The sequence below is a fragment of the Roseivivax sp. CAU 1753 genome (assembly GCF_054482575.1).
On sequence record NZ_JBTLRF010000001.1, the window covers coordinates 126,939 to 152,827 of the forward strand.

Genomic DNA, 25,889 nt, shown 5'->3' on the forward strand with positions numbered 1-25,889 from the left:
TATGGACCTGACATTCACGAACACCAAGACGCGCAAGAAAGAGCGGTTTGTCCCGCTCAACCCCGAGAACGTGCGGATGTATGTCTGCGGTCCGACGGTCTATGACCGGGCGCATCTGGGCAACGCGCGCCCGGTGATCGTCTTCGATCTGCTGTTCCGGCTGCTCAGGCATGTGTACGGTGCCGACCACGTCACCTATGTGCGCAATTTCACCGATGTGGACGACAAGATCAACGCCCGCGCGGCAGAGGCGGGGCGCGATATCGGCGTCATCACCGAAGAGACGATCCAGTGGTATCTCGACGACATGGGGGCGGTCGGCGCGCTGGAGCCCACGCATATGCCGCGCGCGACGCGGTATATCCCGCAAATGGTGGCGATGATCGAGGATCTGATCGCCAAGGGCCATGCTTATGCCGCCGAGGGCCATGTGCTGTTCGCCGTCGACAGCTATGCCGATTACGGCAAGCTGTCGGGCCGCGCGGTCGAGGACATGATCGCCGGTGCAAGGGTCGAGGTCGCGCCCTACAAGCGCAACCCGATGGATTTCGTGCTGTGGAAGCCGTCGGACGCGGGGCTGCCGGGGTGGGAGTCACCTTGGGGCAGGGGGCGGCCGGGCTGGCACATCGAATGCTCGGCCATGGCGGATGCGCTGCTGGGGCCGAGCTTTGACATTCACGGCGGCGGCAACGATCTGATGTTCCCGCACCACGAGAACGAGATCGCGCAAAGCTGCTGCGCCCATCCCGAGGGCGGCTTTGCGACTGTGTGGCTGCACAACGAGATGCTGCAGGTCGAGGGCAAGAAGATGTCCAAATCGCTGGGCAACTTCTTCACGGTTCGGGATTTGCTGGATCAGGGCGTGCCCGGCGAGGTGATCCGCTTTGTCATGCTGTCCACGCATTACCGCAAGCCGATGGACTGGACCGAGGTGAAGCGCCGCGAGGCCGAGGCGAGCTTGCGCAAGTGGCGGGCGCTGGTCGCGGGGGTCGCGCCGGGTGCCGTCCCCGAAGGTGTGGTGGCGGCGCTGGCGGACGATCTCAACTCGGCGGGGGCGCTGGCGGTCTTGCGCAAATGCGCGGGCGACGGGGATCTGGCCGGGTTGAAGGCCGGGGCCGATCTGATGGGGCTGCTCACCGATGCGCTTGGCGGCTGGGACGCGGTCGATGTGGATCTGAGCGGGTTCGAGGCGCGTCTGGCCGGGGCGCGCGCGGCGGCGATGGCGTCCAAGGATTTCGCAGAAGTGGACCGGCTGAAGGCCGCGCTGGTGGCCGCCGGGGTCGAGGTGCGGATGTCGAAAGCCGGGGTGGAATTGGTGCCCGGGCCAGACTTCGATGCGACGAAGCTGGAGGCGGCGACATGAGCGCGGCGTTGCGTCTTGCATGCGCCCGGTCCGCGCGGGGCGGGACGGGCGCTGTCTGGATTGCGGGCAATCCAGACAGGGATGCGGGCCCGTTGGGCCTTGAGATATCAACCATGCGCCGCAATGGTTTCTCCCTGGAGGTCCGGCCATGACCGAACGCCTCTCGCTTTACGACACCACGCTGCGCGACGGGCAGCAGACCCAGGGCGTGCAGTTCTCGACGCCGGAAAAGCTTCGCATCGCCAAGGCGTTGGACGATCTGGGGCTGGACTATATCGAAGGCGGCTGGCCCGGGGCGAACCCCACGGATTCGGCGTTCTTCGAGGCGGCGGAGACGCGGCGCGCCACCATGACGGCCTTCGGCATGACCAAGCGGGCGGGCCGCTCGGCGGAAAACGACGACGTGCTGGCGGCGGTGCTGAACGCGGGCACACCGGCGGTCTGCCTGGTCGGGAAGAGCCACGATTACCACGTCGAGAAGGCGCTGGGGATCAGCCGGGACGAGAACCTCGAGAATATCCGCGCGTCGATCGCGCATTGCGTGGCCCAGGGCCGCGAGGCGCTGTTTGACGCCGAACATTTCTTTGACGGCTACGGCTCGGACGCGGGGTATGCGCGGGCCTGTCTTGACGCGGCGCTGGCGGGCGGGGCGCGCTGGGTCGTGCTGTGTGACACCAATGGCGGCACGCTGCCCGCGCGGATCGGCGACGTGGTGGCGGATTTGGTGGCCGAGGGCATCCCCGGCGACCGGCTGGGCATCCATACCCACAACGACACCGACATGGCGGTGGCCGGATCGCTCGCGGCGGTCGATGCGGGGGCGCGGCACATACAGGGCACGCTCAACGGGTTGGGCGAACGCTGCGGCAATGCCAACCTCGTCTCGATCCTGCCGACGCTGTTGCTGAAGGAACCCTATGCCAGCCGGTTCGAGACGGGCGTGTCCCGGACCGCGCTCCGGGACCTCACGCGGATCAGCCGGATGCTGGACGACGTGCTGAACCGCGTGCCGATGAAGCAGCTGCCCTATGTCGGCTCGTCGGCCTTCGCGCACAAGGCGGGGCTGCACGCCTCGGCGGTGATCAAGGCCCCGGACCTGTACGAACACATCGCCCCCGAGGATGTCGGCAATGCGCGGGTGGTGCCGATGTCGAACCAGGCCGGGCGGTCGAACCTCAAGCGGCGGCTGGCGGAGGCGGGGATCGAGGTGGCCGAGGACGACCCCCGCCTTGCGCGTATTCTGGACCGGGTCAAGGACCGCGAGGACGAGGGCTATGCCTACGACACCGCGCAGGCGTCGTTCGAGCTTTTGGCGCGCGAGGAGCTGGGCCTGCTGCCCGCCTTTTTCGAGGTCAAGCGCTACCGCGTCTCGGTCGAGCGCCGCAAGAACAAGCGCAACCGCATGGTGTCGCTGTCCGAGGCGGTGGTGGTGGTCAAGATCGACGGCGAGAAGAAGCTGTCGGTCAGCGAGTCGATGGATGCCACGGGGTCCGATCGCGGACCGGTCAACGCGCTGTCCAAGGCGCTGGCCAAGGACCTCGGGCGTTATCAGGCGATCATCGAGGACATGCGCCTGATCGATTTCAAGGTCCGCATCACGCAAGGCGGCACCGAGGCGGTGACCCGCGTCATCATCGACAGCGCGGACGGGCAGGGGCGGCGCTGGTCCACGGTGGGGGTGTCGGCGAACATCGTCGATGCGTCCTTTTCGGCGCTGATCGACGCGGTGAACTGGAAGCTGTGCCGCGATGTGGCCGATGCGCCTTCCCGCGCGACGGTCCCGGCCTAGCTGGGCTGTCATGGAGTTTGACGACGATCTGATTGCCTGCGCGAAGGCGGTGGAAAGGGGCGATCCGGCGCGGTTCCGCGCGGTGATGGCGGCCCCGGTGGCGGCGCGCGCGCGGCTGTTCCCGATCTACGCCTTCAACCTTGAAGTGGCGCGCGCGCCCTGGGTCACCTCGGAAGCGATGATCGGCGAGATGCGGCTGCAATGGTGGCGCGACGCGCTGGCCGAGATCGCGGACGGCGGCATGGTGCGCCGTCACGAGGTGGTCACTCCTCTGGCACTGGCGCTGGCCCCGGGCATGGCGGCCGAGCTGGACCGGCTGGTGGGCGCGCGGCGCTGGGATCTCTATCGCGACAGTTTCGAGGATGCGGCCCATCTGCATCGCTATATCGACGAGACGGCGGGGCTTCTGACGGTTGCCGCCGCGGCGTCGCTGGGTGCGGTCGATACGGATGTGGCGCGGGATGCGGGCTATGCGGCGGGTCTGGCGGCCTTCCTGCGCGCGGTGCCCGCGCTTGAGGCCAAGGGCCGCAAACCGCTGGTCGACGGACGCCCGCAGGCGGTGGCGGCACTGGCGCAGGGCGGGCTGGACCGGCTGGCCCGGTCGCGGGCCGGTCGCGGGCGCGTTTCGAAATCCGCGCGCCCGGCATTCCTGGCCACATGGGAGGCGGGGCCGATCCTGCAACAGGCGGTGCGCGATCCGCGCCGGGTGGCCGATGGCACGCTGACGCTCAACCCCGCGACCAGCGCCGCGCGGCTGGCGCTGATGCGCGCCACGGGGCGCTGGTAGGGGTTACTCCGCGGGCTTCGGGCGCGGGCGCAGCGCCAGCCAGATCAGCGCCGCCCCGGCCAGCGTCAGCAGCGGGATCATGGCGATGTTCACCGCCGCCCAGCCCGCCTCGGCGCTGCCGCCCGAGCAGTTCATCAACCCGCCCGAGGCCAGCGAGGCCAAGGTCACGCCGCCAAAGACGATGACGTCGTTCATGCCCTGCATCCGCCCGCGTTCCTCGGGGCGATGGGCGCCCGCGAGCATGGTGGTGGCGCCGATGAAGCCGAAGTTCCAGCCGATGCCGAGCAGGATCAGCGCGACAAAGAAATTCTCGAGCTCGACACCCATCAGGGCGACACCGCCCGCGCCCGCCAGGATCGCAAGCCCCGCGCCCATGATCTTTTCGACGCCGAAACGCGCGATCAGGTGGCCGGTGAAGAAGGACGGCACATACATCGCCAGCACATGCGCCGACACGATGTCGGCGGCATCCGCCTTGTCGTAGCCGCAGCCCACCACCGCCAGCGGGGTCGAGGTCATCACCAGGTTCATCAGCGCGTAGGACACCATCGCGCAGATCACCGCCACGGCGATGCGCGGGCTCTGGATCAATTCCAGCCGGGTGCGGCCCAGCGGCGCGTCGGGTTCGGGGGGCTTGGGTTTGGGGATGTCGAGGAACAGAAACAGCAGCGAGCCCACCACGTTGACCGTGATCACCGCCATGTAGGTGCCGATGAAGGGGATCACGAAAGCGTCGGCGGTGAATTTGACCACCTGCGGGCCGATGATGGCCGAGGCCAGCCCGCCCGCCAGCACGTAGGAAATCGCCTTGGGGCGGAACGCATCCGACGCGGTATCGGCGGCGGCAAAGCGGTAGAAGTTGTGCGCGGCGAAATAGACGCCGGTCAGCAGGCTGCCCGCGAGGAAGATCGGAAACGAGGCGTAATAGAGCCCCACCGCGCCGACGATGCCACCCAGCGCCCCGCCCGACGCACCGAGGAAGAACCCCGCCCGACGCCCGTATCGCTGCATGAAGCTTGACAGCGGCGAGGCCGACAGCATCGAGCCCAGGATGATCAGCGAGATCGGCAGCGTCGCGAAGCAGACATTCGAGGCCAGCGATTGCCCGGCCAGCCCGCCGATGATGAAGATCATCGGCATCTGCGAGCCCAGGATCGCCTGTGCGGCGACAAGGACGGCGACGTTTCGTTTGGCGCGGGACATTTCCATGCCGGTCTTGCTACCGGGGCGCGCGCGGCGCGGCAAGAGAGCTTGGCGATGGTGTCGCGGTCGGGCATTCGATAACCACAGTTGCATGGATGCAAAGGGAAAGACCGGGGTGGTGACGGGCAGCGCCGAGGCGCGCGCCCTGCTGGCGGTGTGGCCCGGCGCGGTGGCGCTGCGGCCGCGCGATCTGTCGGTGGCGGCGCTGCGGGCAAGGGGCATCGGCGTGCTGGTGGACGCGGCGCATCCGTTTGACACCGCGAGCCATGTCGCGGCCTGGCGGGTGGCAGAGGCGAGCGGGGCGGATCGGCTGTTGCTGTGCCGGGAGGGTCATCGCCAGCGCCCCGGGGATCGCTGGCTGCGGGTACGCAGCGTCGCGATGGCGGCGCAGCTCATCCCCGCGGGTGCGCGGGTCTTCGCCACCACCGGGGCCGAGGATCTGCCCGCCCTGCGCCTGCTGCACGGGCGGCTGTTCATCCGGCGCAGGCACGACAGGCCGGGGCTTTGCCCGTTGCGACACGGCACCTATCTGCGCGGCGCGGGGCCTTTCAGTGTCGCGCAGGAGATGCGATTGATGGCGCGGCTGGGCATCGACTGGCTGATCGCCCGCGATGCCGGCGGGGAAGGGGCTTATCCCAAGCTCGAGGCGGCGCGGCGGCTGGGGGTGCGGGTGGCGCTGGTGGCGCGGCCCGCCCTGCCGCCGGGACCAAGAGTGCGCAGCGCCGAGGAGGCAGTGTCATGGCTGATCAGCACCGGTCCCCGGGCCGGATCATAAGAACCGACGCCTGCGTCGCCGAGGGCGCGGCGCATCTGTGCCGCATCGAGCCACGCTTTGCCCGCGTGCTGGACGCGACGGGGCCCCTGCCGTTGCGCCGCAATCCCGACGGGTTTGCGCAATTGCTGAACGCGATCGTCAGCCAGCAGGTGTCGGTGGCCTCGGCCCGGGCGATCCGGGGGCGTCTGGAGGCGGCGGGCTTTACCACCGAGGACGCGATCCGGGCGGTGCCGGAAGAGGCGTTGCGCGCGGTCGGCCTGTCGCGGCAGAAGGCGCGCTATGCCAGGGCTTTGGCGGAGGCGGGGATCGACTACGATGCGCTGCGCGATGCCCCCACCGAGACGGTCGTGGCGACTCTGACGCAGGTCAAGGGTATCGGCGTCTGGACCGCCGAGATCTACGCGATGTTCTCGCTCGGGCATGCGGATGTCTTCGCGCCGGGCGATCTGGCGCTGCAGGAAGCGGCGCGTCTGCTGTTCGGGCTGCCCGATCGCCCGCGCGAGGCGGCCCTGCGCGAGATGGCCGTCGGATGGGCCCCGTGGCGGGCGGTTGCGGCCCGCGCGCTCTGGGCCTACTACCACGTGGCCAAGGACCGAGAGGGAACGTTATGACGCGCGTATTGCAAGCCGGACGCAAAGAGCCGCAATCGGGATCGACACGGTCGGTCGTGGTGTTCCTGCACGGCTACGGGGCCAATGGCGCGGACCTGCTGGGCCTGGCCGATCCGTTGGGCGAGCATCTGCCCGACACGCTGTTCCTGTCGCCCGACGCGCCCGAGGCCTGCGCCGGGGCGCCCTTCGGGTTCCAGTGGTTCCCGATCCCCTGGATCGACGGGTCGAGCCAGGAAGACAGCGAGGCGGGCATGCTGGCGGCGGTCGAGGATCTGAACGCCTTTCTCGACGGGGTGCTGGTCGACGAGGATCTGCTGCCCGAGCAGCTGGCGCTGGTGGGATTCAGCCAGGGCACCATGATGGCGCTGCAGGTCGCGCCGCGCCGCGAGGATGCGGTGGCGGGGATTGTCGGCTTTTCGGGACGGTTGTTGAACCCGGACCTGCTGGTCGACGAGGTGGTGGTGCGCCCGCCGGTGCTGCTGGTGCATGGCGACCAGGACGACGTGGTGCCGCCGCAATCGCTGCCCGAGGCGGCGGAGGCGCTGCAGAAGGCCGGATGGGCAGAGGTCTATGCCCATGTGATGAAGGGCACCGGCCACGGCATCGCGCCGGACGGGCTGGGCGTGGCGCTGGCCTTTCTGCGCGACAAGTGCGGCTTCTGACCTGGTGGCACGGGCGGCCCCGGCCGCGCGCGCGGTCGGGCACAATGCCGGCGATGCGGCCTGGGGGATGCCGGCGATGCGGTCGGTGATGCGGCCAGTGATGTGTCGGTGATGTGCCGGTGATGTCCGTATCCGACCACCAGTGATGTGGGGGTTGCCAGAGCGCCACCGCCATATATAGTGGTCGCACAGCAGGGGCGGCGCTCCCCGCCCTGGTGCGTGACGCGGGCATGCCGGGCGGAGGACGGGTCCCCTATGGATGGCGATTTCAGAACCCATTTTGTCCGTGAACCGGGCGCGCTCAGGCAGCATCCGGCGCTTGTGCTGAACGCCGATTACCGACCCCTGTCCTATTATCCGCTGAGCCTCTGGCCATGGCAGGAAGCGGTCAAGGCATCGTTCCTCGACCGGGTCGATATCATCGCGGAATACGACGAGGTGGTGCACAGCCCGTCGATGACCATGCATATTCCCAGCGTCGTGGTGCTGAAGGATTACGTCAAACCGCAAAAGCGCGTGGCCTTCACCCGCTTCAACCTGTTTCTGCGGGACGGCTTTTGTTGCCAGTATTGCGGGTCCAGGGGCGAGCTGACCTTCGACCACGTAGTGCCGCGCGCGGCGGGCGGGGTCACCAGTTGGGAGAACGTGGTGGCGGCCTGTGCGCCCTGCAACCTGCGCAAGGGGGCGCGGTCGCTGCATCGTTCGGGCCTGTCGCTGCGCAAACCGCCGCGCCAGCCCGGCGCCGAGGAATTGCGGAACATGGGCAGGAAGTTTCCGCCCGGGCACCTGCACGACAGCTGGCTTGATTTTCTCTATTGGGATGCGGAATTGCAGGCCTGACGCCGGGCCTGTGATCTGCGATATCCGAGGTCCGGCATCGGGCATCCGGTGCCCGGCCTGTCCGGCGCGGTGCCGGGTCCGGGTTGGTCCGGCCGGTTGCCACCGGGGCGAGAGGCCAGCCTCTTGCGCTCTCCGGCGTATTTGGAAAATGGAAAGCCGCGCGGTGGCCGGGGGCGCGGTTGGGGCGGGCGGCAAAAAGCCCGCGCGGCGGGACGGTCTGTGCGGCTCGGTGCCGGGTCCGGGTTGGTCCGGCTGGTTGCGACCGGGGCGAGAGGCCAGCCTCTCGCGCTCTCTGGCGTATTTGGAAAATGGAAAGCGGCGCGGGGTGGCCGGGGGCGCGGTCGGGACGGGCATGAAAAAGGCCGCCCGGGGGGACGGCCTTCGATCCGCTGCCGATCCGCTGCCCGACCGGTTGCCGGGGCAGGCGGAGGGATCATCGGGTCAGTTCGACGTCCGTTCGGGTTTCTGCGTCACCGCCGACGGGGGCACCGGCGTGCCGCCGCCCTTGCCCTTGGCCGACAGCGGGTCGTCCTGGCGCTGCACGGAGCCTTCGAAATGGGCGCCGGATTCGATCGCGATGGTCTTGTGGATGATGTCGCCCTCGACCCGCGCGGTGGCGGTCAGGCGCACCTTGAGGCCGCGCACGCGACCGACGATGCGGCCATTGATCACCACGTCGTCGGCGACGACTTCGCCCTTGATGGTGGCGCTCTCGCCGATGGTCAGCAGGTGCGCGCGGATATCGCCCTCGACCGTGCCTTCCACCTGGATGTCGCCGGTGGTCTTGAGGTTGCCGTTGACGTGCAGGTCCGCCGACAGCACCGATGCGGGCGGCTTTGCCTTGGGCGCCGTCGGCTTGAAGTCGGACTTGTAGTCGGGGGCTGCGGGACGCGCGTTGTCGGACGTCACCGCAGGCTTCTGGTCGTCCGCCTTGGGTGCGGGGTCGTTGATCTTGCTTTTAGAAAACATCGTTCGCAGCCTTGATGTAGGTCATGGGGTTCACAGGTTTCCCGCCGACGCGCACCTCGTAGTGCAGATGCGTGCCGGTGGACCGTCCAGTGTTCCCCATAGCAGCAATCTTCTGACCGCGCGAGACCCTTTGGCCGACCTTAACGTAGAGTTTGGAATTATGCGCGTAGCGCGTTTCGATCCCGAACTCGTGCTGGATCTTGACGAGACGCCCGTATCCCGACTGCCAGCCGGCATGGACCACGACGCCATCGGCGGTGGAATAGATCGGCGTGCCATGCGGCGCGGCGAAGTCGGTGCCCGCGTGCAGGCGGCCCCAGCGATAGCCGAACCCGGAGGTGAAGCGGAACGCATCCTTCAGCGGCGAGGCGAAGGGGGCTTTCTCGGCGGCGATGCGATAGAGGTTCAGCCGGTCCATCTGGCCGAGGATGCGGTTGGCGCGCTCGGCCTCGATCGAGGGTTCCTCGCCACGGGTCGAGAAGGACAGCGGCGTCAGCGGGCCACCCTGGCCGGAATAGCCGCGACGCACCTGATTGAGCACGGTGTCGGGGTTCATGCCCGCGGCCTTGAACATCTTGTCGAGCGGCTTGACCGAAACGGTCATCGCCTCTTCGAGCTGGCGGAAGATCAGGTCGTTCTTTTCTTCCATCAGGCGGATTTCGGTCGCCATCTCGTCGGCCCGCACCAGCGCGTCCTGGGCGTTGGCGACAACCTGGTCGCGTTCCTCGGCGGTGCGCGACAGGGCGGCGGTCAGGAAGGACACGGTTTCGTTGCCCGCGTCGCCCGCGTCGGGCACGGTGCCGCCCGATTCGAGGTTGGTGCGCAGGGTCGCGTACTTGTCGCGGACGACCTCGCGTTCCTTGATGGTGGAGCCGAGCGTTGCCTGCACCACGTCGAGCCCGGTCTCAAGCTCGCGCACCTTGTTCTGGGCCGAGAGCAGTTCGGACTGCATGATCGAGACCTGTTTCAGGGCGGCGTTGAAGCGTTGCTGCGCCGCACGGGCCTCGGTGGCGCGGGAGTCGCGTTCGCGCGACAGGGCGTTGAGGCGCTGTTCGTAGGTCATCTGGTCGCGCAGGGCCTGGTCGCGGAAACTGCCGGCCCCGATCGAGTCCATCAGCATCACCGCGGTGGCGATGATCGTCCAGGCGATGACGGTGGCGCCGCCGAAGGCAGCGATGGCCTGGGTCTCGGACCGAAGGCGGATGAACCGGGTATCGGTGTCGGACTTCAGAAAGAGGCGGCGTTCAGGAAAATAGCGCTCCAGGAGTGAGTGGAGCTTGATCGCAAGCTTCGTGCGCACTGTGATATCCTTTTCCCGTCCCTAACAGCGGTGCTCGTTTCCCCAAACCGGCACCTTGGATACAGGGGTTACAAACACATTCGCATTAGCGCAACTTTTTCAGGCTATATTGTGTTAACGACGGGCGAATTCGTGCCGCTTGAGCAGAAATCCGCCGACGGATCCAAGGGTTAGCGGTGATTCAGCGGGCTTTGGCGGGGTCGGAGCCCTCTGCCAGCGGCCAGTAGAAATCCGGGGCGAGACCGGCCTCGGCGCGTTTTTCTTCGTTGAAGGGCGGTTTGAGCGCGCCCTTGAAGTAGGTCCGCACGAGGCGCTGGAATTCCGGCGTGGGGTCGATGCCGTGGCGACCGCAGAGGAAATGGAACCACTTCGAGCCGTAGGCCACATGGCCCACTTCCTCGGCGTAGATCGTCTGCAGCGCGGCCACCGCGTCGGTGGCCCCGGCCTTGGCGAAGAGGGCGATCATCCCGGGGGTGACTTCGAGGCCACGGGCTTCGAGCACCATCGGCACCACGGCGAGCCGTCCGGGCAGGTCGTTTGCGGTATCTTCGGCGGCGCGCCACATCCCGGCATGGGCGGGCATGGCGCCGTAGAAGCTGCCCTCTTGCTCAAGGCAGTCGCACATCAGGTTGAAATGCTTGGATTCCTCGTCGCCCGCCTTGACCCAGTCATCGTAAAATCCGGGCGGCATGTCGATGTCGGCGAAGCGCGCGATGATGTCCCAGTGCAGATCGACGGCGTTCAGTTCGATATGGGCGACCGCGTGCAAAAGCGCGATCCGGCCCTTCTGCGAGCCGGGCCTGCGGCGCGGCACGTCGCGCGGGTCGCGCAGTTCGGGGGCATCGGGACGCGCGGGGCGCGCGGGCGGGTCGGCGCGGCCCACGGGCAACCGCGTGCCCGCGTCGCGCGCGGCGAACCAGCGGGCCGCATGGGCGCGCGACCTGGCCGTCTTGGCGCGTCCGTCGGCGGTGGTCAGTACGTTCACGGCCATGTCGCACAGGGTCGAGGGCTGCGGGTCTGGCTGCTTGTCGGGCATGGCGGCGGGCCTTTCGGGTCGGACGTTCGCCTCGGGGGCTATCAGAGCGCGCGGACGGCCTCCAGCACCGCGTCGGCATGGCCCGGCACCTTGACCTTGCGCCAGTCCCGGGCGATGCGGCCTTCGGCGTCGATCAGGAAGGTCGCGCGTTCGATGCCCATGAAGGTCTTGCCGTACATCTTCTTTTCGGCCCAGACGCCGTAGCGTTCGCAGACGTCGCCGTCGGCATCGGACAAAAGCGGCACGGCGAGCGATTTCTTGGCGATGAACTTGTCGTGGCTGGCGATGGTGTCCTTCGACAGGCCGAAGACGCGAACGCCGGCCGCGGAAAATTCGGGCAGCAGGCGGGTGAAATCCTCGTTCTCGCGGGTGCAGCCCGAGGTGTCGTCGCGCGGATAGAAGAACAGCACGACCGGGCTGCCGCGCAGCTTCGACAGGGTGACATCCGCGTCGCCGGTGACGGGAAGGGTAAAATCGGGGGCCATTTCGCCGGTCTGCGGCATGTGCTGTCCTTTCGGGTTTTACGAATGCGCGGTTTTCACTCCGGGCCGCGATGCGTTAGATCATGATCATGGACAATAACCCGAGCAAGGCACGCTTCCAGTGACGAGCCGCGAAAGTCAACCGGTGCGGCGCAGCGCGGGTCGCCGGGCCTTGCACTGGGGCGGCTGGACGCTGGGGCTTCTGGCCTCGGGGCTGGCGGCGCTGGCGCTTTTGGTCTGGTCGTCGCTCGACCGGCCGCTGGATGCGCCCGAGTGGCTGCGCGCCGAGGTCGAGGCCCGCATCGACGCGGCCTTGCCGGGGCTGGACGTGCGGTTCAGCGATCTGCGCTTTCAGCTGCTGAGCGCGGGCCTCGTGCGGATCGGGCTGAGCAATCTCAGCGTGGCGACCGCCGAGGGGCGACCGGTGGCGACCCTGACCGAGATGCGGGCGGGGCTGTCGGCGCGGGCGCTGGTGTCGCGGCAACTGGCGCTGCGCGAGGCGCAGGCCTCGGGGTTGATCCTGGCGTTGCAGCGGGACCGCGACGGCGCGCTGAGCCTGGGCCTCGGGCTGGAGCCTGCCGAAGAGCGGCCCGACCTGCCGACCTTGCTGGCCCGGATCGATCGCGCGCTCGACACGCCGCTGCTGGCCGGGCTGGACGCGGTGACGCTGGATGCGATCACGCTGCGCTACGAGGATGCGCGCGCCGGGCGCGGCTGGACCGCCGATGGCGGGCAACTGACGGCGCGGCGGGTGGCGGGCACGCTGCGGCTGGATGGCGACGTGGTGCTGCTGGGCGGGGCGTCGGGGCTGGCCGCCGTGTCGGTCCGTGCCGAAAGCGAGATCGGGGCGCAGGATCTGAGCTTCGGGCTCAGCCTCGACAATCTGGCCTCGGGCGATATTGCCACGCAAAGCCCGGCGCTGGCTTGGCTGGGCGCGATCAGGGCGCCGATCTCGGGCGATCTGAACGGCTATCTCGACACCGATGGCACGCTGGGCGGGCTGGACGTGGCCTTCGCGATCGGGGCCGGGGCGCTGCAACCCAATGCCGGGGCCCAGCCGGTGGCCTTTGCCGGTGCGCGCACCGCCTTTACCTTTGCGCCGCTGAGCCAGACGCTGCGCTTTTCCGAGATCGCGGTGGACAGCGCCGTCGGACGGGCGCGGGCGGCGGGGCAGGTGACGCTGCAGGCGGCGGGCGACGGGCGCGCGGCGGCTTTCGTGGGCCAGTTCACCTTTTCGGACCTGTCGGCCAACCCGCGGGAAATCTTCGATGCGCCGCTCGAGATTGCCGAGGCCGAGGCCGATCTGCGCCTGACGCTGGATCCCTTCACGCTTGAGCTTGGGCGTTTGCGGATCGTCGACGACGCGATCCCGCTGCGCGCCTCGGGACGGGTCAGCGCCGGGGCGGAGGGCTGGCAGGTGGCGCTGGATGCGACGGTGGCCCGGACCGATCCGGCGACGGTGGCGCGCTACTGGCCGGGGATGCTGGCCTCGAAGACCCGCACCTGGTTCACCGACAACGTCCTTGCCGGGCAGGTCCGGGATGCGCGGATCTCGGTGCGGCTGGCGCCCGGCGCGCGGCAGCCCGACCGGCATATCGACCTGCGTTTCGAGGGGGCAGAGGTGCGGTTCGCGCGCACGTTGCCACCGATTGTCGGCGCCGACGGGCAGCTGGTGATCGCCAATGACCGCCTGTCGGTGATGCTGGAGCGCGGCGTCGCGGTGCCGTCCGAGGGCGGGGCCATCGATCTGAGCGGATCGGAATTCGTGATACCCGACGCCCGCATCCGGCCCGCCCTGGGCGAGATCGGGCTGCGGACGCGGTCGACGGTGACGGCGGTGCTGGCGTTTCTCGACGCCGAGCCGCTGCGGGTGATGCAGCGCGCCAAGCGCCCGGTGACGCTGGTGGAGGGGCAATTGACGGCGCAGGGGCGCATCACCCTGCCGCTGAAGCGCGGGCTGAAGCTGCCGGACCTGACGATCGACGTCGCGGGCATCGTCGAGGAGGCCAGCAGCGACGTGGTGGTGCCGGGGCGGATGCTGACCGCCGACCGGCTGGCGGTGGCGGCGGGCGAGACCTGGCTTGAGGTGTCGGGCGATGCCGCGCTGTCGGGGGTGCCGGTGTCGGGCACATTCCGGCTGCCCTTCGGGGTGGGCGTGACCGAGCCCGCGCGGCTGTCGGCGCAGGTGCAGCTGTCGGACGCGGCGGCACGGGCCTTCGGGATCGCGCTGCCGCGCGGCATGGTGCAGGGCAGCGGACCCGGGCGGTTCGAACTGGACCTGCCGCGCGGCGGACGGCCCGCCTTTACGCTGCGCTCGGATCTGGCGGGGCTGGCACTGGCGATTCCGGCGGTGGGCTGGCGGCTGGGCACGCGCCAGACCGGCAGTTTTGCGCTGTCCGGGCGGTTGGGCACGCCGCTGGTGCTTGACGGGCTGTCGCTGTCGGGGGCGGGGCTGACCGCGTCTGGCAATGTGGCGCTGACCCCGGCGGGCGGTTTTGCGCGGCTCGATCTGCCGCAGGTGTCGCTGGGCGGATGGTTCGACGGTGCCGTGACGCTGGCGGCGCGGGGCGCGGGCCGCGTTCCCGCCATCACGGTCACCGGCGGCAGACTCGATCTGCGGCGGGCGACGTTCGGCACCAATGGCAGTGGCGGTGATGGCGGTGGTGGCGGCGGGGCCATTCCGCTCAGCGTGGCGCTGGACCAGCTGACAGTGACCGAGGGCATCGTGTTCGAGGGGCTGCGCGGCGACTTCCAGGTCGCGGGCGGGCTGAACGGCACTTTCCAGACCGGTCTGCGCGGGCGTTCCGTGGCGTTGACGGGCATCGCGGTGCCGCGCAACGGCGGCACCGCGATCCGTCTGCAATCGGACAATGCCGGCGCGGTGCTGGAGGCCACGGGCCTGTTCCGCAACGTCGACGACGGCAGCATGGATCTGTCGCTGGTCCCGGTCCGGGGCGTGCAGGGCACCTATGACGGCCGCGTCAGCGTGCGCGATGCGCGGCTGCGCGACGCCCCGGCGCTGGGGGCGATGCTGGACGCGGTGTCGATCGTCGGCATTCTCGATCAGCTGGAAGGGCCGGGCATCTTCTTTTCCGAGGTCGAGGCCGAGTTCCGGCTGACCCCGGCGCAGCTGATCCTGCGGCGATCCTCGGCGACGGGGCCGTCGATGGGCATCTCGATGGACGGCTACATCAATCTGGCCAGCAAGACGCTCGATCTGCAGGGGGTGTTTTCGCCGATCTACTTTCTCAACGCCGTGGGCGAGGTGCTGACGCGGCGCGGCGAAGGGCTTTTCGGGTTCAATTTCACCATCAACGGCACCGCGGACCAGCCACGGGTTGCGGTCAATCCGCTTTCGGTGTTCACCCCCGGCATGTTCCGAGAGATTTTCCGGCGGCCCGCGCCCGAGGTCGGGAACTGAGCGACTGAAACAGCCCCGGGGCCCGCGCGCCATGCAGCTTTCCGATTTCGATTTCGACCTGCCGGAGGACCGCATCGCCACGCGCCCTGTGCGGCCACGATCCGCGGCGCGGCTGCTGGTGGCCGAGGGCGCGAGGATCACCGACGCGGTGGTGTCCGACCTGTCGGACTGGCTGCGCCCGGGTGACCGGCTGGTCCTGAATGACACGAAGGTGATCCCGGCGCGGCTTTCGGGGATGCGCAGGCGGCAAGGGGCGGCGGGGACCACCGAGGCGCGCATCGAGGTGACCCTGCTGGAGCCACAGAGCGACGGCACATGGGGGGCGCTGGTCAAGCCGCTGAAGAAGCTGCGCGACGGCGAGGAGGTGGTGTTCTCGTCCGCCCTGTCGGCCGTCCTCGAAGGCCGGGGCGACGGGCAGGCGCGGTTGCGCTTCAACCTTGCGGGCGCGGATTTCGACGCCGCGCTGGCCGAGGCGGGCGCGATGCCGCTGCCGCCCTATATCGCCGCCAGACGCCCCGCCGATGCGCGCGACAAGGATGACTACCAGACCATCTGGGCCGAACGCGCAGGCGCGGTGGCGGCCCCAACGGCGTCGCTGCATTTCGACGCGCCCCTGCTGGCGGCGCTGGCCGCGCGCGGCGTGACCTTCACCCATGTGACGCTGCACGTGGGCGCGGGCACCTTCCTGCCGGTCAAGGTCGAGGACGTGACCACCCACAGGATGCACGCGGAATGGGGCGAGGTCAGCGCCCGGGCCGCCGACGAGATCGCCGCCACGAAAGCCGCGGGCGGGCGCATCGTGCCGGTCGGCACCACGGCGCTGCGGCTGATCGAGACCGCCGCGCGGGGCGGCGCCATCGCGCCCTTCGAGGGCGAGACCGACATCTTCATCTATCCGGGCTTCCCGTTCCGGGTCAGCGATGCGCTGATGACCAATTTCCACCTGCCGAAATCGACCCTGATGATGCTGGTCTCGGCGCTGATGGGGCGCGACCGGATCATGGCCATCTACGACCATGCGATCCGTGCCGGGTACCGCTTTTTCTCATACGGGGATGCGTCGCTGCTGATCCCTGAGCGGAGTTTGGCGCAAACCGACCGCCAGGCGGTTGATATGGCATTGAGGACGCCTGCGGATTCGCGTTAAGCGCGGGTGACATCCCGTCATTGGTGCGCATCATGTTATCGGTCCTAAACAAATCCTGGGCGCTGTTGCTGGGGATGACGCTGCTGATGGTGGGCAATGGCCTGCAGGGGTCGTTGCTGGGCATCCGGGGGGCGGGCCAGGGGTTTTCGCCCTTTGTCATGTCGATCGTCATGTCGGCCTATTTCCTGGGTTTCATCATCGCCTCGCAGGTCACGCCGCGCATGCTCCAGCGGGTCGGTCACGTGCGGGTGTTCGCGGCGCTGGGGTCGATCGTCTCGGCGGTGCTGATCCTGTTTCCGGCGCTGCCCTTCGCGGGCTTCTGGGTGCTGGGGCGGATCGTTCTGGGCTTTGCCTTCTGCGGGCTTTACGTCACGGCGGAGAGCTGGCTGAACAACGCCTCGACCAATGCCACGCGCGGGCAGGCGCTGTCGCTTTACATGATCGTGCAGATGCTGGGCATCATCACCGCACAGGGCCTGCTGAACCTGCCGGACCAGTCGGGCTTTCTGCTGTTCGTGATCCCGTCGGTGCTGGTGTCGCTGGCCTTTGCGCCGATCCTGCTGAGCGTGACGCCGACGCCGCCGTTTTCGTCGACCAAGCGGATGACCCTGCGGCGGCTGTTCGTCTCGTCGCCGCTCGGGTGTGTCGGCATGGCGCTGATGGGCACTGTCTTCGCGGCGCAATACGGCATGGCGGCGGTCTATGCGACCGAAGCCGGGCTGACGCTGCCGCAGATCTCGATCTTCGTGGCGGCCTTCTACGTGGGCGCGCTGATCCTGCAATACCCGCTGGGCATGGCGTCGGACCGGATCGACCGGCGCGTGGTCATCGCGGCGGCGGCGGCCATGGGCGGCGCGGCGGCGCTGGTGGCGGCGGCGTATTCGGGGTCGTTCTACGTTCTGGTCGGCGCGGCGGTGGTGATCGGCGGTACGGCCAACCCGCTCTATTCGCTGCTGATCGCCCATACCAACGACTTTCTGGAATACGAGGACATGGCCGCGGCGTCGGGCGGGCTGCAATTCATCAACGGCATCTTCGCGGTGGGCGGTCCGATCCTGACCGGCTACCTGATGGTGACGGTCGGCCCGTCGGCGTTCTTCGTGCTGATCGCGGTGCCGATGCTGATGCTGACCGGCTACGCGCTGTACCGGGCGACCAAGCGTCCGACGGTGACCGACCCCAACGATTTCATCCCGATGATGCACACCAGTTCGGCGGTGACCATCGAGGCGGCGCAGGATGTCTGGCACGAGCAGTCCGAGGCCGACGCCGAGCACGCGGCGCAGGCCGGTGCCGTGGTGCGGTGACGATGTTCTATGCCGTTGTCACAAAAGGTGATTTTGCAGCCCGCGCCACAGTGCTTAGGTTTTTGAGCATGGTGGTCGGTTCGAGTGTGAGGAGTATGGCATGACGGGACCGGAAGAAATCTTGGCGTTCTGGCTCGATGACGTGGGTCCGGACGGCTGGTACAAGCAGGACGCGGACTTGGACGAGACGATCCGCGCGCGCTTTCTGCCGACATGGGAGGCGGCGATGGCGGGCAACTTCGCGTTGTGGCTGACCTATCCGTCGGGCGCGCTTGGCTATATCGTGTTGCTCGACCAGTTTCCGCGCAACATGTTCCGGGGTCAGGCAAAGGCGTTTTCGTCCGATTCCGTGGCGCTGGCGGCGGCCAAGCAGGCGGTGCGGCGCGGTTGGGACCTGAAGATCGACGCGCCTGCGCGGCAGTTCTTCTACCTGCCGATGATGCATTCGGAGAACCTGTGCGATCAGGAGCAATGCATCCGGCTGATGAAGGAACGCATGCCCCAGACCGGCGCGGACAACCTGCTGCACGCCCGCGTGCACCGCGAGGTCATCCGCAAGTTCGGGCGCTTTCCCTATCGCAACGAGGCGTTGAACCGCGGCTTCACCAAGAGCGAGCGGTCTTTTGTCGAAGAGGGCGGCTACGGCCAGATCCTGCGCGAGATGCAGAAACAGGCGGCCTGAGCGCAGCGCGAGAGCGCGTCTGGTCGAGAAGGCATCGGACCCGAGGAGGCGTCTGGTCAAAGGCGTTTGGGCCAAGTGCGGTGCGGGGCTGTCTGCGTCGGCTGCGCGGAAGGCGACGGGAACGACGAAGGGCGCGACGTGGGTCCCGGGCGCGCACTGGCGGGGCGCGAGAAGGGCATTGGCGGTGTCACCCCGGCCCCGAAGCACCATGCGGGACAATCGGGGCGATATCAGCCGGAGGCGACGCTGCCGCCATCCACCGCCTTCGATTGCAGCTTTTTCGTCATGTCCTCGAGGAACGCCCGGCCGCGCCGCTCGGCGAGGCGCACACGCATGCAGGTGAGGTATTCCTCTTCCATCGTGGTCGAGGCCGCGGCCAGCACCTCGGCCACCTCCATGTGGAGGCGATCATGGCCGGTCGCGTCCATGACCTTGAGCGTGTCGCGGGCCAGATCGTCGGCCAGATCGGTCAGGAAGGACATGGGGAATACTACCTCGAGGTTTCGGTCAGGCGGCGTTTGACGTAGTCGGACACGTTGCCGATCATCGTGTCCATATGCGGCTCTTCGAAGAAGTGGCCGGAGCCTTCGATCTGCTGGTGGGTGATGGTGATGCCCTTCTGGTCCTGCAGCTTGCCCACAAGGGTCTCGGTATCGGCGGGTGGGGCCACGCGGTCGGCGGTGCCGTTGATGATCAGGCCCGAGGCCGGGCAGGGCGCCAGGAACGAGAAGTCGTACATGTTGGCCGGGGGCGAGACCGAGATGAAGCCGGTGATCTCGGGGCGGCGCATTAGAAGCTGCATGCCGATCCAGGCCCCGAACGAGAAGCCCGCCACCCAGCAATGCTTGGAATTGGCATTGAGCGATTGCAGGTAGTCGAGTGCGGAGGCCGCGTCGCTGAGTTCGCCCACACCCTGGTCGTATTCGCCCTGGCTGCGCCCGACGCCGCGGAAGTTGAAGCGCAGCACGGTGAAGCCCATGTTGTAGAAGGCGTAATGCAGGTTGTAGACGACCTTGTTGTTCATCGTGCCGCCGAATTGCGGATGCGGATGAAGCACGATGGCAATCGGGGCATCGCGGTCTTTCTGGGGGTGGTAGCGGCCTTCAAGGCGGCCTTCGGGTCCGGGGAAGATGACCTCGGGCATAGGGCGTCACGCCTCCTTCGTTGGAATTCTTGACGAATTCGATCAAGCTCTTTAGAATAATTCTAAATCCGGGCGCACACGCGTCTGGGCTTTGCCGCAGATATGCAAATCGACCGTTGAGGTCAATCGTTTAAGGCGCTGGCGCGGGATGCGGGGCGCGATGGGAGGCGCTTGTGAAGCTGAGCACCAAGGGGCGCTATGCGATGGTGGCACTGGTGGATATCGCCATGCAGGCGGAGGGTGAGCTGGTGACGCTGTCGGATATCGCCCGGCGGCAGGACCTGTCGCTGCCGTATCTGGAGCAGCTTTTCGTCAAGCTGCGGCGCGCCAGGCTGGTGGCATCGGTGCGCGGGCCGGGCGGCGGCTACCGGCTGTCGCGGCCGGCCACGGAGATCCGGGTGGTGGATATCCTGAGCGCGGTGGACGAGACCGTGGACGCCATGCACAAGGGTGCGGGCGCGTCCGGCGGGGCGTCGGGATCGAAGGCGCAATCGCTGACCAACCGGCTGTGGCAGGGCCTGTCGGCGCATGTCTACGTGTTCCTGCACCAGACGCGGTTGTCGGATGTTGTCGGCAACGCCATGGTGCCGTGCCCGGCGGTGCCGTCGCTGTTTGCGGTGGTGGACGAGGCGTGAGCGGGCGCTTGTCCATCCCGTGCGGGCTGTCCGCGCGATGCCCGGGCACCCGGTTGTCCGGCGGGGCGCGGGTGGCGGGCGGCGGCCTGCGTACTTGGAAAATGGAAAGCGCGGGGGGCGGCGCGTGAGGCGGGTCTATCTCGATTACAACGCGACGGCACCGCTGCGCCCCGAGGCGCGCGCGGCGATGATCGCGGCGATGGATGTGTCGGGCAACCCGTCTTCGGTGCACGCGGAAGGGCGCGCGGCCAAGGCGTTGGTGGAGCGCGCAAGGCGGCAGGTGGCCACGGCGCTGGGGGCGGACGGGGCGGATGTGATCTTTGTGTCGGGGGCCACCGAAGCCGCCGCGCTGGCATTGGCGGGGCGGGGCGTGCGCGGCGCGGATATCGAGCATGACGCGGTGGCGGCCTGGATCGATCCGGTCTTGCCGGTGGATCGCGACGGGCGCGTCACGGTGGACGATCCGGGCACGTCTGTGCTGCAGGCGGCCAACAGCGAGACCGGCGTGCTGCAGGACCTGCCGCAGGGGCTGGCGCTGACCGATGCGACGCAGATCCTCGGCAAGCGGCCTTTTGCCTTCAACTGGTCGGGCGCGCGCATGGCCATCGTGTCGGCGCACAAGCTGGGCGGGCCGAAAGGCGTGGGCGCGCTGGTGATGCCGCGCGGCACCGAGCTTGCCGCACAGATCCGCGGCGGCGGTCAGGAGATGGGGCGCCGCGCGGGTACCGAGAATGTCATCGGCATCGCGGGATTCGGGGCCGCGGCCGAGGCGGCGATGCAGGATCTCGACGCGGATCGGTGGTCGCGGGTCGAGAAACTTAGAAACATTCTAGAAAAGACCATTGCAGCCGACGCCGAAGAAACTAAATTTGTCGGAATAGGGGCGGCGCGGCTTCCCAACACCGCGTGCTTTGCGTATCCGGGGTGGAAGGGCGAGACCCAGGTGATGGCGATGGACCTTGCGGGGTTTGCCATCAGCGCCGGATCGGCCTGTTCATCGGGCAAGGTGCGGGCCAGCCGGGTGCTGACGGCGATGGGTCTTGACGCGACGGTCGCGTCCTGTGCGATCCGGGTGAGCCTGGGGCTCGAGACGACGGAAGACGATGTGATGCGCTTTGCGGAAAGCTGGCTGCATCGCTTGAAAAGACATCGCGCGAAGGCGGCATGACGTGCCCCCGCGCCACAGGTTGACATGAAGAAGGGTCGGACAATGACGGTTCTGGACACTCCCGAAGTGAAGGATGGCGTCGATCAGGAGACGGTCGACAAGGTTCGTACGCTGGGCGGCAAGTACAAGTACGGCTGGGACACCGACATCGAGATGGAGTATGCCCCCAAGGGGCTGAACGAGGACATCGTGCGGCTCATCTCGGAGCGCAACAACGAGCCGGAATGGCTGCTGGAATGGCGTCTCGGGGCGTTTCGCCGCTGGCTCGAGATGGCGGAGCCGGAGTGGGCGATGCTGAACATCGCGCCGATCCCCTATCAGGACCAGTATTACTACGCGCGTCCGAAATCGATGGAGGTGAAGCCGAAGTCGCTGGACGAGGTCGACCCGAAGCTGCTGGAAACCTACAAGAAGCTGGGTATCCCGCTGAAGGAGCAGATGATCCTTGCCGGTGTCGAGGGGGCCGAGAGCGCGCCCGCCGAGGGCCGCAAGGTCGCGGTCGACGCGGTGTTCGATTCGGTGTCGGTGGGGACCACCTTCCAGGCCGAGCTGAAGAAGGCGGGGGTGATCTTCTGTTCCATCTCGGAGGCGGTGCAGGAGCATCCCGAGCTGGTCAAGAAGTACCTGGGCTCGGTTATTCCGGCGTCGGACAACAAGTTCGCGACGCTGAACGCGGCGGTGTTTTCGGATGGCTCTTTCGTCTACATCCCGCCGGGCGTGCGCTGCCCGATGGAGCTGTCGACCTATTTCCGCATCAACGCCGAAAATACCGGCCAGTTCGAACGCACGCTGATCATCGCCGACAAGGGGTCCTACGTGTCCTACCTCGAGGGCTGCACCGCGCCGCAGCGGGACGTGGCGCAGCTGCACGCGGCCTGCGTGGAGCTGATTGCGCTCGAGGATGCGGAGATCAAGTATTCGACGGTGCAGAACTGGTATCCGGGCGACGAGGACGGCAAGGGCGGCATCTACAACTTCGTCACCAAGCGCGCCGATTGCCGCGGCGACCGTTCGAAGGTGATGTGGACCCAGGTCGAGACCGGATCGGCGATCACCTGGAAATACCCGTCCTGCATCCTGCGCGGCGATGACAGCCAGGGCGAGTTCTACTCGATCGCCATCACCAACAACTGGCAGCAGGCCGATACCGGCACCAAGATGGTGCACCTGGGCAAGAACACCCGGTCGCGCATCGTGTCCAAGGGGATCTCGGCGGGTCAGGCGCAGAACACCTATCGCGGGCTGGTCTCGATGCATCCGAGGGCGAAAAACTCGCGCAACTACACCCAGTGCGACAGCCTGCTGATCGGCGACAAGTGCGGCGCGCATACGGTGCCCTATATCGAGGTCAAGAACAACTCGTCCCGGGTCGAGCACGAGGCCACCACTTCGAAGGTCGATGACGACCAGATGTTCTATTGCCAGAGCCGCGGCATGGACGAGGAAGAGGCGGTGGCGCTGATCGTCAACGGCTTTGCCAAGGAGGTGTTGCAGGCCTTGCCGATGGAGTTTGCCATGGAAGCCCAACAGCTTGTCGCGATCTCGCTTGAAGGGTCCGTGGGCTAGGGCCCGCCGCAGGACGGAGACGCGACACCATGGGGCAAGGGCTGCTGGCAGAGCCGGACACTTTCGACGCCGCCGCGATGCTTGCGGCGGTATCGAACGGCACGCCGGTGAACTTTTCCCAAGTGGACGTGACTTGCGCCCGGGTCTTCGGGCATCCGCTGTGGTTCGCGACGGATGTCCAGCGTGACCCGATCCAGCGCGATCATCGCCAGGGCGCGTTCTACGAGCAGCCCGAACTCGAGGCCTTGCGGCGCTATGTGCCCCTGGGCGGGACGTTCATCGATATCGGGGCCAATATCGGCAATCACTCTCTGTTTGCCGCGTTGTTCCTGAATGCGCGCCTGGTCGTTCCGGTGGAACCCAATCCGCGCTGCCTGCGGCTCATGCTGCTGACCGCGATGCTGAATGGCGTATTGCCGCGATACGACACCCGGGGCCTGGGGATCGGCATGTCGGATACGCCGTCGGGGTCGTTCGGGCTGGAACAACGCGACCGGAACATCGGTGCCACGAAGATGCTCGAGGGTGAAGGCGAAATTGCCGTCACCACCGGCGACGCGGCCTTCGCCGATCTGAAACCCGATTTCATAAAGGTCGACGTCGAGGGCATGGAAATCAAGGTCCTGAACGGTCTGAAAGAGACGCTGAAGCGCGTCCGGCCGCGCCTGATGGTCGAGGTTGACCAGGAAAACGACGCTGCCTTCGACGCCTGGCTTTCCGAGGTGGGATATGTCGAGACGGAGACGCACCGGCGCTACCGGAGCAACAAGAACGTCCTGATCGAGCCGGGAGAGACCGCATGAAACTCGCGCTTCTCCCGGCGGCCCTGACCGGGGCGTTCTGCGTGATCTTCTCGATTGTTGTCAGCGTCTTGGCGGGCGTTCTTGATATGGGGATCTTTCTGATCGTGACCTTCATCTCGGGATTTCTGGGCAACCTCTTTGCGCAGGCGGTCACGCGGGGTTCGGGCCGATGAGCGCCGAGCTGCTGATCTGGCTGGTGGCGAAAAGCGCCGGTGCGGCCATCGGTGTCTTCATCGGGGCCTTCGTGGGTTTCGTGATCAAGGCGCGTCGTGGCCGAACCGACGGGTTGATCCGCGGCTCTGCCACCTTGACGGCGCTGGCGGCGGGCCTGCTGGCGCTGGTGGTGATGATGGTTTTCACTTGGATGAGGATGCCCTGATGATCGTTTCGACGACCCACACTCTGCAAGGATACCGGATCGCGGATTATCGCGGCATCGTGGTCGGCGAGGCGATCATGGGGGCCAATGTGTTCCGCGATCTCTTTGCCCAGATCACCGATATCGTCGGTGGCCGGTCGGGGGCCTACGAGGCCAAGCTGCAGGATGCCCGCGACACCGCCATGCGCGAGCTTGAGGCGCGCGCCCACGCGGTCGGCGCGAATGCGGTGGTGGGGGTCGACCTCGATTACGAGGTGGTCGGCGATACGATGTTGATGGTGTCGGTGTCGGGCACCGCAGTGATAGCGGAGCGCGACTGACATGGCAGAGACAATGCACGGCAATCGGATCGACACGCTGCGCGGGCTGCTGGCGCCCGAGCGGCTGACCGAGATCATCGACGTCGGAGCGAACCCGACCGAGGTCCCGCTTTACATGCCGCTGGTCGATGCCAAGGCCGCGCGCGTCACCGGGTTCGAGCCGCAGCCCGCCGCCTTCGAGGCGCTGGGGCCGCGGCAGGGCCCGCATGAACGGTATCTGCCCTATGCGGTGGGCGACGGCACGCCGGGCACGCTGTATATCTGCCGCAAGGATGGGTTCACATCGCTGTTCGAGCCCGAGCCGCTGACCCAGACCTACCTCTGGCGGCCGCGCTGGTCGCGGATGACGCAGGTGATGGACACCATTCCGGTCGAGACCCAGCGCATGGACGACATGGCCGAAATCGACGCGCTGGATCTGCTGAAGATCGACATCCAGGGCGGCGAGCTGGCGGTGTTCCAGAACGGCCGCGACAAGCTGGCGGATGCGCTGGCGGTGGTGACGGAAGTGGCCTTCATGCCGCTTTACAAGGATCAGCCGCTGCTGGATCAGCAGATGGGCGAATTGCTGGCGCAGGGGTTCCTGTTGCACAGTTTCCGCACGATCATCGATGCCGCGCTTTTCGACGCGCAGGGGCTGCATGTGCCGCGCGGGGCGCATACAAACGGGCAGTTGATCGACGGCGACGCCATCTTCCTGCGCGATCCGCGCCGGATGGAGGATTTCAGCGATGAACAGCTCAAGCATTACACGCTGCTGGCCGATGGCGCGCTGGAACTGCACGATCTGGCGGCGCGCTGCCTGACCGAACTGGTGCGGCGCGAGGTGGTGCCCGCCGCGGCGCTGGATGCCTACCGCCAGATGCTGCGCGAAGCCGACCCGGGGGCGCCATGACCGAGGCCGCAACCATCACCCGGCCCGAACTGACCCTGCCCGAGGCCGAGGCGGCATTGGTGCACGCGGAATATGCGCGGGCATCGGTGATCCTGGAATATGGCTCGGGCGGATCGACGGTGATGGCCGCCGAGATGCCGGGCAAGCGCGTCTTTTCGGTCGAAAGCGACCGCGCCTGGGCCGGGATGATGCGCGGCTGGTTCGCAGAGCATGCGCCCGCGCAGGGGTCCGAGGTCGACGTGATCTGGTCTGATATCGGGGCCACGAAGGAATGGGGCCATCCGGTCGACGAAAGCGAATGGAAGCGCTATCCGCGCTACCCGCTCGAGGTCTGGGGATTGACCGAGTTTCGCCAGCCCGACGTGGTTCTGGTTGACGGGCGGTTCCGGCAGGGCTGTGCGCTGGCGGCGAAATACATGGCGCGGGCCCCTGTCACGCTGCTGTTCGATGATTACGTCCATCGCAAGCATTACCACCAGGTTGAGGCCTTCCTTGGCCAACCACAGATCACCGGCCGCATGGCGCGGTTCGACGTCACACCCGAGCCGATCCCCCCGGATCGCCTGCTTCGGATCATGCAATTGATGACGCGCCCCTGAGACGCG

General features: G+C 67.5%; 27 protein-coding genes. 20 read left to right on the plus strand and 7 right to left on the minus strand.

Features of this window, described 5'->3' with window-relative positions; genetic code table 11:
* Position 1 precedes the first annotated feature (1 nt).
* From cysS to ACXYMN_RS00670, 3 genes are all read left to right on the plus strand, one after another.
* The gene (cysS, locus tag ACXYMN_RS00660) at positions 2-1,363 is read left to right on the plus strand and encodes a cysteine--tRNA ligase (protein ID WP_459011439.1); all 1,362 of its coding nucleotides are present in this window, start codon (positions 2-4) and stop codon (positions 1,361-1,363) included.
* Between the two features lie 148 nt (positions 1,364-1,511).
* Positions 1,512-3,152, plus strand: coding sequence for a citramalate synthase (gene cimA, locus ACXYMN_RS00665; protein WP_459011440.1), 1,641 nt, complete (start codon positions 1,512-1,514; stop codon positions 3,150-3,152).
* A 10-nt stretch (positions 3,153-3,162) separates the two neighbouring features.
* Positions 3,163-3,939 carry a squalene/phytoene synthase family protein gene (locus tag ACXYMN_RS00670; RefSeq protein WP_459011441.1) on the plus strand — a complete coding sequence of 259 codons (777 nt, stop codon included), beginning with the start codon at positions 3,163-3,165 and terminating at the stop codon, positions 3,937-3,939.
* Between the two features lie 3 nt (positions 3,940-3,942).
* Here the strand turns inward: ACXYMN_RS00670 and ACXYMN_RS00675 are convergent, their stop codons facing one another.
* Positions 3,943-5,142: an MFS transporter gene (locus tag ACXYMN_RS00675; protein WP_459011442.1), complete on the minus strand. Its 1,200-nt coding sequence runs from the start codon at positions 5,140-5,142 to the stop codon at positions 3,943-3,945.
* 91 nt (positions 5,143-5,233) lie between these two features.
* Between ACXYMN_RS00675 and ACXYMN_RS00680 the strand changes: the two genes are divergently transcribed.
* The 4 genes from ACXYMN_RS00680 to ACXYMN_RS00695 all read left to right on the plus strand — a co-directional run bounded on the left by ACXYMN_RS00680 (position 5,234) and on the right by ACXYMN_RS00695 (position 8,030).
* On the plus strand, positions 5,234-5,917 hold the full coding sequence (locus ACXYMN_RS00680; RefSeq protein WP_459011443.1) for a precorrin-6A/cobalt-precorrin-6A reductase: 684 nt from the start codon (positions 5,234-5,236) through the stop codon (positions 5,915-5,917).
* Positions 5,881-6,528, plus strand: a complete 648-nt coding sequence (locus ACXYMN_RS00685; protein ID WP_459011444.1) for a DNA-3-methyladenine glycosylase family protein — start codon at positions 5,881-5,883, stop codon at positions 6,526-6,528. The genes ACXYMN_RS00680 and ACXYMN_RS00685 overlap by 37 nt, the downstream gene beginning before the upstream one ends.
* Positions 6,525-7,190, plus strand: a complete 666-nt coding sequence (locus tag ACXYMN_RS00690) for an alpha/beta hydrolase (protein WP_459011445.1) — start codon at positions 6,525-6,527, stop codon at positions 7,188-7,190. The genes ACXYMN_RS00685 and ACXYMN_RS00690 overlap by 4 nt, the downstream gene beginning before the upstream one ends.
* Before the next feature lie 255 nt (positions 7,191-7,445).
* Positions 7,446-8,030: an HNH endonuclease gene (locus ACXYMN_RS00695; RefSeq protein WP_459011446.1), complete on the plus strand. Its 585-nt coding sequence runs from the start codon at positions 7,446-7,448 to the stop codon at positions 8,028-8,030.
* Between the two features lie 441 nt (positions 8,031-8,471).
* Here ACXYMN_RS00695 and ACXYMN_RS00700 read toward each other — a convergent pair whose 3' ends face one another.
* The 4 genes from ACXYMN_RS00700 to ACXYMN_RS00715 form a co-directional block, all read right to left on the minus strand.
* A complete protein-coding gene (locus ACXYMN_RS00700) occupies positions 8,472-8,999 on the minus strand; it encodes a bactofilin family protein (protein ID WP_459011447.1) in 528 nt (175 codons plus the stop codon).
* On the minus strand, positions 8,989-10,299 hold the full coding sequence (locus tag ACXYMN_RS00705; RefSeq protein ID WP_459011448.1) for a DUF5930 domain-containing protein: 1,311 nt from the start codon (positions 10,297-10,299) through the stop codon (positions 8,989-8,991). The genes ACXYMN_RS00700 and ACXYMN_RS00705 overlap by 11 nt, the downstream gene beginning before the upstream one ends.
* A gap of 181 nt (positions 10,300-10,480) precedes the next feature.
* Positions 10,481-11,290 (minus strand): ferritin-like domain-containing protein, encoded by an 810-nt coding sequence (locus tag ACXYMN_RS00710; RefSeq protein ID WP_459012337.1) that lies wholly within the window; start codon positions 11,288-11,290, stop codon positions 10,481-10,483.
* 86 nt (positions 11,291-11,376) lie between these two features.
* Positions 11,377-11,838 (minus strand): peroxiredoxin, encoded by a 462-nt coding sequence (locus ACXYMN_RS00715; protein ID WP_459011449.1) that lies wholly within the window; start codon positions 11,836-11,838, stop codon positions 11,377-11,379.
* A 100-nt stretch (positions 11,839-11,938) separates the two neighbouring features.
* Between ACXYMN_RS00715 and ACXYMN_RS00720 the strand changes: the two genes are divergently transcribed.
* From ACXYMN_RS00720 to ACXYMN_RS00735, 4 genes are all read left to right on the plus strand, one after another.
* Positions 11,939-15,238: a YhdP family protein gene (locus ACXYMN_RS00720; RefSeq protein ID WP_459011450.1), complete on the plus strand. Its 3,300-nt coding sequence runs from the start codon at positions 11,939-11,941 to the stop codon at positions 15,236-15,238.
* Positions 15,239-15,269: 31 nt separating this feature from the next.
* Positions 15,270-16,385, plus strand: a complete 1,116-nt coding sequence (gene queA, locus ACXYMN_RS00725) for a tRNA preQ1(34) S-adenosylmethionine ribosyltransferase-isomerase QueA (protein ID WP_459011451.1) — start codon at positions 15,270-15,272, stop codon at positions 16,383-16,385.
* A 32-nt stretch (positions 16,386-16,417) separates the two neighbouring features.
* A complete protein-coding gene (locus ACXYMN_RS00730) occupies positions 16,418-17,692 on the plus strand; it encodes an MFS transporter (protein ID WP_459011452.1) in 1,275 nt (424 codons plus the stop codon).
* A gap of 100 nt (positions 17,693-17,792) precedes the next feature.
* The gene (locus ACXYMN_RS00735) at positions 17,793-18,374 is read left to right on the plus strand and encodes a DUF924 family protein (protein ID WP_459011453.1); all 582 of its coding nucleotides are present in this window, start codon (positions 17,793-17,795) and stop codon (positions 18,372-18,374) included.
* A gap of 230 nt (positions 18,375-18,604) precedes the next feature.
* On the opposite strand, the gene ACXYMN_RS00740 is transcribed toward ACXYMN_RS00735, so the two are convergent.
* On the minus strand, positions 18,605-18,856 hold the full coding sequence (locus ACXYMN_RS00740) for a hypothetical protein (RefSeq protein WP_459011454.1): 252 nt from the start codon (positions 18,854-18,856) through the stop codon (positions 18,605-18,607).
* Between the two features lie 8 nt (positions 18,857-18,864).
* The gene (locus ACXYMN_RS00745) at positions 18,865-19,518 is read right to left on the minus strand and encodes an alpha/beta hydrolase (RefSeq protein WP_459011456.1); all 654 of its coding nucleotides are present in this window, start codon (positions 19,516-19,518) and stop codon (positions 18,865-18,867) included.
* Between the two features lie 173 nt (positions 19,519-19,691).
* Between ACXYMN_RS00745 and iscR the strand changes: the two genes are divergently transcribed.
* From iscR to ACXYMN_RS00790, 9 genes are all read left to right on the plus strand, one after another.
* Complete coding sequence (iscR, locus tag ACXYMN_RS00750) at positions 19,692-20,153, plus strand: Fe-S cluster assembly transcriptional regulator IscR (RefSeq protein ID WP_459011457.1); 462 nt, start codon at positions 19,692-19,694, stop codon at positions 20,151-20,153.
* A gap of 124 nt (positions 20,154-20,277) precedes the next feature.
* Positions 20,278-21,321, plus strand: coding sequence for a cysteine desulfurase family protein (locus ACXYMN_RS00755; RefSeq protein ID WP_459011458.1), 1,044 nt, complete (start codon positions 20,278-20,280; stop codon positions 21,319-21,321).
* Positions 21,322-21,363: 42 nt separating this feature from the next.
* Positions 21,364-22,887: a Fe-S cluster assembly protein SufB gene (gene sufB / locus ACXYMN_RS00760; protein ID WP_459011459.1), complete on the plus strand. Its 1,524-nt coding sequence runs from the start codon at positions 21,364-21,366 to the stop codon at positions 22,885-22,887.
* A gap of 29 nt (positions 22,888-22,916) precedes the next feature.
* Entirely contained in the window at positions 22,917-23,690 is a 774-nt protein-coding gene (locus ACXYMN_RS00765) for an FkbM family methyltransferase (RefSeq protein WP_459011461.1), read from the plus strand.
* Positions 23,687-23,863, plus strand: coding sequence for a hypothetical protein (locus ACXYMN_RS00770; RefSeq protein WP_459011462.1), 177 nt, complete (start codon positions 23,687-23,689; stop codon positions 23,861-23,863). The genes ACXYMN_RS00765 and ACXYMN_RS00770 overlap by 4 nt, the downstream gene beginning before the upstream one ends.
* Positions 23,860-24,069: a hypothetical protein gene (locus ACXYMN_RS00775; protein WP_459011463.1), complete on the plus strand. Its 210-nt coding sequence runs from the start codon at positions 23,860-23,862 to the stop codon at positions 24,067-24,069. The genes ACXYMN_RS00770 and ACXYMN_RS00775 overlap by 4 nt, the downstream gene beginning before the upstream one ends.
* A complete protein-coding gene (locus ACXYMN_RS00780; protein WP_459011464.1) occupies positions 24,069-24,389 on the plus strand; it encodes a heavy metal-binding domain-containing protein in 321 nt (106 codons plus the stop codon). The genes ACXYMN_RS00775 and ACXYMN_RS00780 overlap by 1 nt, the downstream gene beginning before the upstream one ends.
* Position 24,390: 1 nt before the next feature.
* Positions 24,391-25,284, plus strand: coding sequence for an FkbM family methyltransferase (locus ACXYMN_RS00785; RefSeq protein ID WP_459011465.1), 894 nt, complete (start codon positions 24,391-24,393; stop codon positions 25,282-25,284).
* Positions 25,281-25,883, plus strand: a complete 603-nt coding sequence (locus ACXYMN_RS00790) for a hypothetical protein (RefSeq protein ID WP_459011466.1) — start codon at positions 25,281-25,283, stop codon at positions 25,881-25,883. Before ACXYMN_RS00785 ends, ACXYMN_RS00790 begins: the two co-directional genes overlap by 4 nt.
* The last annotated feature ends 6 nt before the right edge of the window (positions 25,884-25,889 follow it).